Raw genomic sequence first — 12,515 nt, forward strand, 5'->3', positions numbered from 1 at the left:
AAGGTAACTCCATTTATTGGAAAGAGGACAGCGCTAATGATATGTTATTCATACGGTCTTTTTACAAGGCTGGGCGATGGGAAGATATTGAAAGAATGGCTTATGCAGGCGGGTTAGCAATGGCTTCCTAAAATACCCACAAATTGCGAATGCGCCCGAATTATTAGATCAAATAGGCTCTTTGCAAAAAGCCTGTACCATAGCTTATGGAGAAAACAAGGATAAGCTAAATAAGGCAACAGAAACTGTTGCCCAAGAAGTGGATAAGGATAAATTTCAAGAAGTAGTAAATTCGAAAATTAAGAGTGGTGAATTCTTTGATTGCAAATTCTTGAAGATAGCAGCCGAATTAGTTCTTTTAGAAGAAGATGCTAGGGGTAACAAACAGATTAGGGGCTATACAGCCACTATGATGACGCGTCTCGATTACTTTCTCGATAATCCAGATTGCCATTTTATGCGTGATGCAGAGAAAATTAAGTCCAGTGAAGCTTTCTTTGAGCAATTATGGGGCGAAGAAAGTATGCAGTCTCAATTGGTGATTATTGATACCAGCGAGCTAAGCCCTGATATTCTTGAAACACTGACCAGCGTAGTATCAAGGCTTTTATTTGATCAAAGAAAAAAGTTAGTTGGAGACAATCGCAGGAAGAAGCCAATCCACTTAATTCTGGATGAAGCGCATCGCTACATAAAAAAACACTACGACTACCTGCTAAAAGAAAATATTTTTGAAAAAATTGCGCGCGAGGGCAGAAAGTACTCATTTTATTTGATGGTTTCATCCCAAAGACCATCTGAATTGTCAGAAACCGTTCTTTCTCAATGTGCAAACTTCATCATTCATCGTGTCCAGAATGAAAAGGATATGCACTATATCCAAGCGATATTGCCTTATTTCTCTGATGATTTCACAAACAAAATTAAACAGTCTATTCCGGGCGAAGCCTTGGTTTTCGGCAATTGTGTATCAATGCCGCTTCACCTAAAAATACATAAATCAAATCCAAGCCCTAATAGCTCAAACTGCAAAATTACCGAAGAATGGTTTAAAGAAAAACAAATAGGAAACATCCAATAACATGGCAAACATATCAGGCATCGTAAAATCCGCCCGCAATATCATGCGACAAGACACTGGCACCGGTAGTGATGAACTACGCATTCTACAATTGGGCTGGATGCTGTTTCTGAAAATTTTCAGTGACAAGGATAAAGAGCTAGAGTTAATGGACGATAACTACACCTCGCCCATCCCCGCCGAACTGCACTGGGATGAATGGGCCGGTGACGACGAAGGTATGACCGGCGATGAATTGTTGCAGTTTGTGGATCGCAAGTTATTTCCGACTCTGTCCGAGATCGACTTGTCCACTGCCAACCGACGGGCCGTATTGGTACACGAAGTGTTTGCCAATAACTACAACTACATGAAATCTGGCATTCATTTGCGTCAGGTGATTAACAAGCTTAACGAGATTGATTTCAACAATAGTAAAGACTTACACCTGTTCGGCCAGATTTATGAAACGTTTCTCAGTGAACTGCAAAGCGCAGGCACCCTGGGCGAATTCTATACCCCTCGTGCCATTACCCAGTTCATGACAGAGATGGTCAACCCTGCACACGGAGAAGCTGTGCTTGACCCCGCTTGTGGAACCGGCGGCTTTTTGACTGCCGTAATCGAACACTTGAAATCTACAGCAAGCAATGTAACCGAGCGTGAAGCAATTGGCCACAACGTGCGCGGCTGGGAATACAAACCACTGCCCTATATGCTGGCAAATACTAATCTGGTGTTGCATGACATTACCACGCCCGACATTCAGTTTGGCGACTCCCTTCAACGCCCCTTGAGCGAATACACACGCAAAGCTCGCGTGGATGTGATCATAGCCAACCCGCCTTTTGGCGGTGTGGTTTCCAACAATAATGAAAACAACTTTCCGCAGACTTACCGCACCAAGGAATCGGCAGACCTGTTTCTAATTTTGATGATTCACCTACTTAAAGAGGGTGGCCGTGCCGCCATTGTGCTGCCCGATGGCTCGCTTACCGGCGATGGTGTGAAGCAGCGTATTCGTCAGAAACTACTGGAAGACTGCAATCTGCACACAATTGTGCGTCTGCCCAATTCGGTTTTCCAGCCCTATGCCTCCGTGGCAACCAACCTGCTGTTCTTCACCAAAGGTGAGCCAACCAAAAATATCTGGTATTACGAACACAAACTACCAGAAGGCTACAAAGCCTACTCAAAAACCAAACCGATTCAGCTGGCGGAATTCAATACCCTCAAAGCTTGGTGGAAAAACCGCGAAGCCAACGAGCTGGCCTGGCAGGTGGATATCGAGACTATTAAGGGCAATGGCTATAACCTAGACATCAAAAATCCGCATCGCCCGGAAGAAGAAAACCAATATAGCAGTAGCCAACTTCTAGACCTACTACATCAGTCCTTCGAAAAGGGTGATCAGTTGCTTGATCAACTGCGTAAGGAGTTGGTGTAGTGGATTTTGTTAAGCTCAAATCTCTGTGTAATTTTGAGAAAGGCTCAACGGGATTGGCCAAGGCGGAACCAGGCGATTACCCCTTGGTAACCACAGGAGCGGAACGGAAAAGCAGCAATACCTATCAGTTTGATACCAAGGCTATATGTATTCCTCTTGTATCATCAACAGGGCATGGACATGCTAGTCTTAAAAATGTGCATTACCAAGAAGGAAAATTTGCACTTGGTTCCATTCTGGTTGCGCTTACCAGCAAGGATAACAATAAGCTGGATATCCAGTTTCTTCACCTGTATTTGTCGCAGTTGAAAGATCAGGTTCTCGTGCCGTTGATGAGCGGTGCTGCCAATGTCGCATTATCAGTGAAGAAGATTCAAGAAATTGAAATACCATTGCCAACTATTCTGCGTCAGCGTGAGATCGTTGATAAATTCAAGTCAATTTTTAGGGAAGAGGAAGAACTAAAATCCGAGCTCACCCACCAACAAATCTTACTGAAAAAACTGAGACAACAAATTTTGCAGGAAGCCATCGAAGGCAAGCTAACTGCAGACTGGCGCGCACAAAATCCCGATGTAGAACCTGCAAGCGAATTGCTCAAACGCATCGCCACCGAAAAAAACCAATTGGTCAAAAAGAAGAAAATCAAAGCGCAAAAATCACTATCGCCGATTAGTGATGAGGAAAAACCGTTTGATCTGCCACAGGGGTGGGAGTGGTGCAAATTGGGAAGCATCTTCAATTTCATTGACTATCGTGGGAAGACCCCCAAGAAGCTGTCTTCTGGAATACGTTTGATAACCGCCAAAAATGTAAAAAAGGGAACGCTATCACTTTTGCCTGAGGATTTTATCTCTAGGGAGGAGTATGAAGAGAGGATGACACGTGGTTTCCCTGTCACTGGTGATTTGCTATTTACGACGGAAGCACCTTTAGGGAACGTATGTCTTTTAACTGTTGCCGATGAAGAAATAAGCACCGGTCAACGCTTGATTACACTGCAAGGGCACTCATCAGAGATAAAAAGTAAGCTATACATGTTTTTTATTCTCTCCCCTTTCTATCAGGATTACCTAGTACACAATGCAACGGGTGTTACGGCGAAGGGGATAAAGGCCAGTAGACTGAAAGAGCTTGCTATCCCAGTTCCGTCCCCTTCTGAACAAGCGACTATTATCGATAAAGTCGAAAAACTACTCGTCCTCTGCGATCAACTGGAAAGCCAAATTAACCAAAACCAGACCCACGCCGAGCAACTGATGCAGACGGTGTTAAAAGAAGCATTCACTCAAAATATAAAGAGTAAGGCTATGGTAATAAATGAAAATAATAGCCCTGTCGGTTTAAGAGGTAATATGGATAGATTGTACTAGATTTAAACAGAATCCCCGCAAAGATAGATGACGTAAGGGATAGAGAACTATTTTAAAATCACTATGACCGGTTTACTGACGTATTCCGACTAGACCCGAATTACGCGCTAACAGAAGTTCGATATGGGTTTTTAGAGATAATAGATGGCAGCTGAGATTTCACCAAGGTACCCATTGTTTGTAAAACAGGGAAAAATGGAGGGCTCTGCAGGAAACCCGTAAAATGATACTGAGCTCTCATAACACCCCTCAGATTTCTATTTGACAAAGTTCATATCGCTTATCATCATATCTACAAACTCACCGTAACACCACGCCAAAACCATGTCTGATATCGCTATTTTTGATCTTGATCACACGCTTATTTCTGTTGACTGCTCCAATGAATGGGCAAAATATCTATGTGATCAGGAACTGGTTAACAACCCTAAAACTTTTATGGCAACCAAAGAGGCATACGATCGCGCCTATCATGCCGGTGAAGTCGATATGCTTGGGTTTTGCCACTTTATCTTACAACCCCTAATTGGACACAATGAAAGCTCATTACAAAACACATTAAAAGACTTTGCCCACTTTATTGTCAAGAACTTCACTTACCCTGAATCCCACCAAGCAATTAAGGAGCATGTAGCAAAGGGAGATCAGATTTTATTAATATCCGCAAGCTTGATCGATTTAGTGCGCCCCATTGGTCTTTTACTTGGATTTGATCAAGAAAATATTATCGGTGTACAAAGTGTCAAAGAAAATGGCAAACTCACCGGTGGCGTTATCGAACCACTGAGTTTTGGTAGCGGCAAAGTTCACTACTATCAACAATGGCTTCAAAAACAATCCGTAGCATTTGAGCAAAGCACTTTTTACTCTGACTCAATTAATGATGCGCCATTATTAAAACTTGTTGATAAAGCAATTTGCGTGAATCCAGATCCTAAATTAGCATTATTAGCTCATGATAATACGTGGGAAGTAAGAAGCTGGCAGCAGTTAGAAATAGTTAACTCATAAAAAATTATTCAGGGCGCATATGCGGGAATAAGATCACGTCACGGATTGATGCGCTATTGGTGAAAAACATCACTAGTCTATCAATGCCAATACCCTCACCTGCGGTAGGTGCTAAGCCATACTCTAACGCACGGATATAATCCGCATCATAAAACATCGCTTCATCATCGCCTGCATCTTTTGCTGCAACTTGCGCCTTAAAGCGCTCAGCTTGATCTTCTGCATCATTTAACTCAGAGAAACCATTAGCAATTTCGCGCCCACCAATAAAGAACTCAAAGCGATCGGTAATAAAAGGATTATCATCATTGCGACGTGCCAATGGTGAAACCTCGGCTGGATACTCGGTAATAAAGGTTGGCTGAATCAATCGATGCTCAACTGTTTCTTCAAAAATCTCTGTTTGCACTTTACCTAAACCGTAGTGTGATTCCACTTTAATGCCTAGCTTTTTAGCGATTGCTACCGCTTGGTCAAAATCACTCAACTGCTCTTTAGTAATCTCTTGATTGAAATGTAAAATTGAGTCAAACATACTCATACGCACAAAAGGTTGTGCCAAATCATAGTCTTGACCTTGGTAATGAATATCAGTAGTGCCTAGCACTTCTTCAGCCATCTTGCGCAATAAATCTTCGGTTAAATCCATCAGATCCTTATAGTCAGCATAGGCTTGGTAAAACTCAATCATGGTAAATTCAGGGTTATGACGCGTTGATAAACCTTCATTTCTGAAGTTACGATTAATCTCATACACGCGATCGAAACCACCAACAACCAAACGTTTTAGGTAAAGCTCAGGCGCAATACGCAAATAAAGCGGCATATCTAATGCATTGTGATGTGTTGCAAAAGGCTTTGCTGAAGCTCCCCCTGGAATCACATGCATCATTGGCGTTTCAACTTCCATAAAGCGGTGTTCATCAAAATAGCGGCGAATGAACTGAATCATTTTAGAGCGCGTCTGGAAAACTTTGCGACTCTCACTATTAGTCATCAAATCAACATAGCGTTGGCGATAACGCGTTTCTTGATCGGATAACCCATGAAACTTATCAGGCAATGGGCGAATGGCTTTAGTTAACAACTTAATGCTCGTTGCGTGCACTGATAGCTCACCGGTATTGGTCTTAAACAATGAGCCTTCAACGCCAACGATATCGCCCAAGTCCCAATGCGCGTTAAAGCGATCATACTCGCCTTCTGCTAAATCATTTTTGCGAATATATGCTTGAATACGACCTGACATATCCTGAAGCGTGATAAAAGATGCTTTACCCATAACACGCTTGAGCATAATGCGTCCGGCAATTTTTACCGTTGGCTTATCTGCCAACGCTTCTAACTCTGCTTTTTCGATCTTACCATATCGTGCTTGCAAACACGCTGCTGCGGCATTGGGTTTGAAATCATTAGCAAAAGCAATGCCATTATTTGATTCGGTATGCTCTTTAAGCTTTTCTTTGCGCACTTGGATCTGATTATTTTCTTCGATTTGCGCTTCTTCTTTTGTCATCACTTGATCTTGAACTTGTTCTGTCATGGCTGTTATTCCAGTTTTTTATTTTAATCTTTATTTAAAGGCGTATTCGATACGCCCCTACGCTGCATCATTTTCAATACGCCCCGCTACATTATATGCAACACGCTCCTATGGTGTATCATGCCAATTTTAGCAATCTGGCTATTACAAACCCATTTTCAAGCTGGCTTCGATAAATTTATCTAAATCACCGTCAAGCACTGCTTGTGTATTGGTGTTCTCTACTGAGGTTCTTAGATCTTTGATTCTTGATTGATCAAGTACATAAGAGCGAATTTGGCTGCCCCAACCGATATCTGATTTAGACTCTTCAAGTGCTTGTTTTTCAGCATTGCGCTTGTGCATCTCTAGCTCATATAACTTTGATTTTAGCTGCTTCATCGCTTGATCTTTGTTTTTATGTTGTGAGCGATCATTCTGACATTGCACGACAATACCTGATGGCTCATGCGTAATTCTTACCGCTGAATCTGTACGGTTGACATGCTGCCCACCAGCACCTGACGCGCGATACGTATCAATGCGCAAATCCGCAGGGTTAATCTCGATCTCGATATCATCACTCACCTCAGGGGAGACAAAAACCGATGCAAATGACGTATGACGACGGTTGCCTGAATCAAACGGTGACTTACGCACCAAACGATGCACACCCGTCTCAGTCCTAAGCCAACCATAGGCATACTCACCTTCAAAACGAATCGTGCAGCTCTTAATACCCGCAACATCACCATCTGACACTTCAATCAATTCCGTTTTTAAGCCATGCGCCTCGCCCCAACGTAGATACATACGCATAAGCATTTGTGCCCAATCTTGCGCTTCAGTGCCTCCCGAGCCAGATTGCACATCCAAAAACGCATCATTTGGATCCATTGGGTTATTAAACATACGCATAAACTCAAGCTTAGCTAACGCAGACTCCAAATGATCAATTTCGGTAATCACCTCTTGCAAGATGCTCTCATCATCAGCCTCTTGTGCAAAATCAATCATCTCTAGCGCATCAATAATTCCCTTATCCAGCGTTATGACATTATTAACAACCACTTCAAGGGCTGTTTTTTCTTTACCTAGCGTTTGCGCATTCTCTGGATCATTCCAAATCGCTGGATTTTCCAACTCCATTAATACTTCGTCTAAACGCTCTTTTTTATGGGCAAAGTCAAAGATACCCCCGAAGTGTATCCAAGCGCATTGCCATCTCTTTTAATTGTGTTTTATAGCTATTTACTTCCATTACAGAAAATTTTATTTGATTGGCGTTAAAGTGGTCGATATTCTAGCATAAGCTTGACTCAGCTGCGAATTGTTTTTCCTCTCACCATTACTCGATTGGCTAATGTCACTACACACTTCAGTTTTTACTCTGGTGCAGTTGGTACTGTGACACTACCATTAAAAATCACTTTGCAAGTCTCTTTGCATAAAATTCACATTTTGTCTTTTTTAGTTACATTGAGTCTTAAAACCAATTGCGGCTATTGAGTTATTATTTTTTGCTCTATACACTCTGTATCTTAAGTGTAATGCTTCAGTGAATGTGTGCACTCTCCAGTACCATGTGAGTCTTGTGTTTGCTGTACTCTATGCCTGCATAATTGGCTTAAGCGCAAACATTCCACCCTGAAGCGTATAATTTACTAGAAGAGCACAACAATGCAAGAAACTATTTTAATCGTTGATGATGACAGCGAAGTTAGAAATCTGCTATCCGCCATGCTGACTCGAAATAACTTTAAAGCATGCGCAGTAGCTAATGCCCATGATGCAAGTAGACATATTAAGCAGGATCCACCTGATTTAATCCTACTAGACATTGACCTTCCCCTAGAGAATGGCATCGATTTTTGTAGAAAATTGCATACCAAATCTCCTATACCAACCATTATGCTCACAGCCTCAGACGATGACATTGATAGAGTTTTATCTTATGAGGTAGGAGCAGACCACTATATAACAAAGCCATTCAACCCCAAAGTGCTAATAGCTGCAATTAAAGCAGTCCTGCGACGATCGCTAGAATTACAAAACGAGAAATTAGAACAAAAACGCTCTCAATACGCCTATTTCAAAGATTGGTGCTTCAATATTAAAGAGAGATCACTAACACACACTACTAATGGCATTTCTATTGAATTGACAACAAAAGAATTTGAGGTATTGCAATTACTCATTGAGCATCATGGAGAACCGTTGTCTAGAGATAGTCTCATTATGAAACTATATGGTAGAGAATATAATGGCTTGGATAGAAATTTAGACATGATGGTTCTAAGAATTAGAAGAAAAATAGAAAGCGACCCTCAGACCCCTCAGATAATTAAAACCGTGCATGGGACAGGGTATATGTTCAGCGCCCCAATTCGCTGGGAAAGCTCAACAGAAGAAATTCTTTCTGAAAAGCCATAAACCATAAAATTACAATAAATGATCATCTTTTTCATTAAATAGCTTGTTTTGGTTGGATATGTTACAGTTGACGAGGGATAATTGTAATCGGCTGGGTTAATGCCTTTAATCGCAAGCTCACGATGGATATAATTTAACAAGGAGATAATGTATGTGTTCGCTATTCTATCAAACACAAATGGTACACGCAAATAAACTATGCAGTGCAGAGATTATGCTCGCAGAAGGAGTTCCTCTTTCCATTGTATCAAAGGTATTTGAAGAACTACCAATGGACGCTCTTTTAAGAATGAAGCCTGCTTGATCGGGAGGGAAAATAAAGCCTTATGCTTCCCCATCATCGCTTGGCTTTTGCTAAAAATTTTCACTCAACAAATGTATGGTCAATTTATTAAGCCAGCAGCCTAAATCATAGTAACGAGTTAGGGTGACAAAGTCATACACCTCAAAAAGACAGTATAAGTCCTGAACAATATTTCTTACTGTGGACTCAGCACGAAAGATGCGATTAGCAATTTCAAGGTTGTTGTGTCCTCTACATTTTAATGTTAGTACATAAAACTTTAAAAGTGATAATTTGACGGGTTTGAAGTAATTCCATATCGTCAGGCTTTTGCCATCCCAAGTTACAGGAGTCTTTGCTATCTTAAAAAAGAAGCCCCTGATCTCGACTTTGTCCAAATTGAGATATGTTCTCGTCGTAATGATTGACTCCGGACCTTTATCACTGAAATAAAATAACTCTTTTTGTATAGAAACCCCTTTAAGTAAGCGTGCTTCCTTTTCACCCGTTGAATAGATTTTATGAAATGGTTTTAGCTCTGCTATATCCACTTCACTCTTTCCCTGCAACTCTTTCTCATCTTCGACACCAAGATACAATAAGTACTGCTTATTAATATTTACTAATCTGCCAAGTTTATCCTTTTCAAAAAAAGCATATTCATGCTGCGTCATAATATTCCCCATAATGACAAAAAATCTTAAACATAATTACCTTCTCTAGCAGCCACAAATGGTATATGAATGATTTTATGAAAAAAAGCGTAAAACTACGTAATCATTAATAATTTATAGAAACATAAAGTAACTATATTTGTCATTTTGCAAAACAAAGAAACAGAGATGTATTGTTTAAGACAGAATGATGAAGTTGTCTCAATTCGATTGAAAGAAAATCCTTTGTCGCGAAAAATTCACTTTAAGCGAAATTAAAAGCAAAAGCACATGTGATAGCATGGATACAACAGTTACAAAGTATATCTCTAATATTATCCAAAGCTTGCTTGGCACAACAGGCGCAGGCGGTATGGATTTTACGGTTTTCGATTTTGTCCGTGGTATAGGTGTCATTATGGGGCTATGTATCTTATTTGTTGCAATTATTCGTCTATCTAAGCACGGGAAAACACAGCAGATGTTTCGTTATTATGCGCCCTCCACCACTGTGCTTATGTTTTTTGCTGGTGTGGTATTACTATCAATGAGTGGCTTTTTAGAGATGGTCAGTACCACTTTATTCCCCCAAGACATGCCGCTTGATCCGATTAAGACAATCAGTGAATATGCATCCTTTGCAGAAAAAGCCGAAGAGGTAGATATTGCACAAAAATATTTGATTTTTTCTCTGCTTGCCATTGTTGGCTTTATTTCTTTGATCCGTGGGATTTTTCTTCTAATTAAAGTCTCTGAAGGACAAAGAGAAGGCGGGATTGGTCAGGTTATCAGCCATCTTATTGCTGGTGTAATTGGCATGAATGCAGCGACCTGCTTTACTATTTTAAATAATATTTATGATTTTAAACAGTATTTTTCTGGGAGTTGAGTCGACAATTAAGCGATTACTACTAATCGCACAAAACCATATTTGATTACAAAAACCTTATTTAAGTTTATAAAACATACCTACAACAACGGAGAATGAATCATGAAAACAATCAATCGATCCACAATTAAAAAAGTTTGCGCAGTAGTCGCTATCTTATTTCTTACCTGTGCGATAAGCTACGCTGCGGACCCTACAAAGGGTGATTTCAAAGCGTGGGCAACAGGTATCATCACTTTTTTTAGCCAAATAAAAACATTTATCACTATTGTTGCCACATTAGTTGGCATGTGGTTTATCTACAGCGCTATCCAACTATTTAGAAAACACCACAATCAAGGCGCACAGAGTCAAGGTGAGCATATTAAAAATGGTGGGGGGCACTTAGTACTTGGTGTTTTATTAACTTGCCTTGCGCCTGGTATCCAAATGTTTCAATCAACGATTTCCAATGATATGGGCAAATCTGGATCTCTTCAGGAATTTAAGATTAACAAGAACATCTTTGGTATAGACCCAGATGCCGATACAAAATAAAACATAAACGATTAACGCCACTACCGTTAACTTATTTTACTTGGATAAGAACTTACTTATGAAAACACATTTATCAATTTTAAGCTTACTCTTACTTAGTGCGTGCAGTCATATCGACAGTCATTCACCTCAAAAATATCATCCTGAGTATGTTAATAACATTGTGATCAATGAACTTAAAGATGCCAGTGAATCTGTCCAGCAATCATTGAATGAACTTAATCGTTCAAACACCATTCGCTATGGAAATCCAAAAATTCCTTTTGCTAATATTGAAGATCACGCACTTTTGAAAAAATTGTCGCTTACTTATTATGGTCCATTAGAAAATGTGCTCACTCAAATTGGCTTAGCAGTAAACTTTAAAGTGCAGTACTTCGGCAAAACACCACCCTTCCCAATTATCGTAGTCATTGGTCAGCTTAATGCTCCTATTGAGGATTCCGCCATTAATATTTTAAGAAACCTTGCTGTTCAAACAGGGAAACAAGCAAGCCTAAACATTAATACAGAAGCAAAAGTTATCAGTGTCAGGTATTTATAAGCATGATCGCAATGGACTTACATCAACTAGAAAATTTAACCAGCAATACTCCGATTGTTCAATACGATAGGGCTAACCTTACATTAAGGCAAAAAGCAGTTAAAGAAGCCGCATTGGAATTAGGCACACAAAGCGGGCTTTATGAAGGACAAAACATGATTAATAAATATCTTGATAAACTTTCAGCCATGTTATATCAAACCTATAACTTCAATGGTTTATTACTGAATGAACATATTCTACCGCCGGTCATTGAGACGGGATACAATAAGTCGAGTATTAATACAGATAACCGTAAAATCACACTCAATGGTCAAATCTATCATATTACAAAGCAAGCCTATTTTGTCTCAAATGTCCCTACTTGGCGTGACTACCTGATCACTAACTTTTCCAGACCTGAAATTCCAGATCGCTCAGTTTTACCTGCCAATGCTCAGGAACAAAAGGTTTGGAAGCTAGCTATTTACTATGGCTGGGAAAAAGGTGTTGAACAAGCGATTGATATTTTTAAACAAAACATACACGAATTAAGCAGGGACTTTAACGGAATGCTGATGTACTATGAGTTGATTAATCGCAATATGATTACCTCCCCATATGTTACAACAGCAACAAAAGCAATTTTGTCCGATCAACGCAATTTAGCGATTGATAATAAAGAAATCAATCTGGAGATTGTGCCTCAATTTCAAGACAACCCAACACGATGGCAGGCAATGCTTGATCCATTGCATAACCTTTTACCGACTAATTAAGGTGA

Annotated in this window: 12 protein-coding genes; 9 read left to right on the forward strand and 3 right to left on the reverse strand. The window is 40.2% G+C overall.

The annotated features are described in order from the left end of the window. Positions 1–181: 181 nt before the first annotated feature. The 4 genes from DNJ75_RS11640 (at position 182) to DNJ75_RS11655 (ending at position 4,891) form a co-directional block, all read left to right on the forward strand. Positions 182–1,081 carry an ATP-binding protein gene (locus DNJ75_RS11640; protein ID WP_188618924.1) on the forward strand — a complete coding sequence of 300 codons (900 nt, stop codon included), beginning with the start codon at positions 182–184 and terminating at the stop codon, positions 1,079–1,081. A 1-nt stretch (position 1,082) separates the two neighbouring features. After that, the gene (locus DNJ75_RS11645) at positions 1,083–2,507 is read left to right on the forward strand and encodes a class I SAM-dependent DNA methyltransferase (RefSeq protein ID WP_117003627.1); all 1,425 of its coding nucleotides are present in this window, start codon (positions 1,083–1,085) and stop codon (positions 2,505–2,507) included. Continuing rightward, on the forward strand, positions 2,507–3,880 hold the full coding sequence (locus tag DNJ75_RS11650; protein ID WP_117003628.1) for a restriction endonuclease subunit S: 1,374 nt from the start codon (positions 2,507–2,509) through the stop codon (positions 3,878–3,880). The genes DNJ75_RS11645 and DNJ75_RS11650 overlap by 1 nt, the downstream gene beginning before the upstream one ends. A gap of 324 nt (positions 3,881–4,204) precedes the next feature. Then, complete coding sequence (locus DNJ75_RS11655; protein WP_117003629.1) at positions 4,205–4,891, forward strand: HAD family hydrolase; 687 nt, start codon at positions 4,205–4,207, stop codon at positions 4,889–4,891. Between the two features lie 4 nt (positions 4,892–4,895). Here the strand turns inward: DNJ75_RS11655 and lysS are convergent, their stop codons facing one another. Together lysS and prfB are read right to left on the reverse strand one after the other, a co-directional pair. Further along, entirely contained in the window at positions 4,896–6,434 is a 1,539-nt protein-coding gene (lysS, locus tag DNJ75_RS11660; protein WP_224742324.1) for a lysine--tRNA ligase, read from the reverse strand. A gap of 144 nt (positions 6,435–6,578) precedes the next feature. Beyond that, a protein-coding gene (gene prfB / locus DNJ75_RS11665; protein WP_117003630.1) for a peptide chain release factor 2 occupies positions 6,579–7,674 on the reverse strand; the annotation gives its coding sequence in 2 pieces (ribosomal slippage) (positions 6,579–7,601 and positions 7,603–7,674; 1,095 coding nt in all). A gap of 419 nt (positions 7,675–8,093) precedes the next feature. Between prfB and DNJ75_RS11670 the strand changes: the two genes are divergently transcribed. Next, on the forward strand, positions 8,094–8,846 hold the full coding sequence (locus DNJ75_RS11670) for a response regulator (protein WP_117003631.1): 753 nt from the start codon (positions 8,094–8,096) through the stop codon (positions 8,844–8,846). A gap of 354 nt (positions 8,847–9,200) precedes the next feature. On the opposite strand, the gene DNJ75_RS11675 is transcribed toward DNJ75_RS11670, so the two are convergent. Beyond that, a complete protein-coding gene (locus tag DNJ75_RS11675) occupies positions 9,201–9,803 on the reverse strand; it encodes a helix-turn-helix domain-containing protein (RefSeq protein ID WP_117003632.1) in 603 nt (200 codons plus the stop codon). A 280-nt stretch (positions 9,804–10,083) separates the two neighbouring features. Between DNJ75_RS11675 and DNJ75_RS11680 the strand changes: the two genes are divergently transcribed. From DNJ75_RS11680 to DNJ75_RS11695, 4 genes are all read left to right on the forward strand, one after another. Next, on the forward strand, positions 10,084–10,671 hold the full coding sequence (locus tag DNJ75_RS11680; protein WP_117003633.1) for a hypothetical protein: 588 nt from the start codon (positions 10,084–10,086) through the stop codon (positions 10,669–10,671). A 102-nt stretch (positions 10,672–10,773) separates the two neighbouring features. Continuing rightward, positions 10,774–11,208, forward strand: a complete 435-nt coding sequence (locus DNJ75_RS11685; protein ID WP_117003634.1) for a hypothetical protein — start codon at positions 10,774–10,776, stop codon at positions 11,206–11,208. A gap of 58 nt (positions 11,209–11,266) precedes the next feature. Beyond that, positions 11,267–11,752, forward strand: a complete 486-nt coding sequence (locus tag DNJ75_RS11690; protein WP_117003635.1) for a DotD/TraH family lipoprotein — start codon at positions 11,267–11,269, stop codon at positions 11,750–11,752. Positions 11,753–11,763: 11 nt separating this feature from the next. Then, positions 11,764–12,510: a type IV secretory system conjugative DNA transfer family protein gene (locus DNJ75_RS11695; protein ID WP_170137230.1), complete on the forward strand. Its 747-nt coding sequence runs from the start codon at positions 11,764–11,766 to the stop codon at positions 12,508–12,510. Positions 12,511–12,515: the final 5 nt, after the last annotated feature.

This window comes from Cysteiniphilum litorale (assembly GCF_003428165.1).
GTDB lineage: Bacteria > Pseudomonadota > Gammaproteobacteria > Francisellales > Francisellaceae > Caedibacter > Caedibacter litoralis.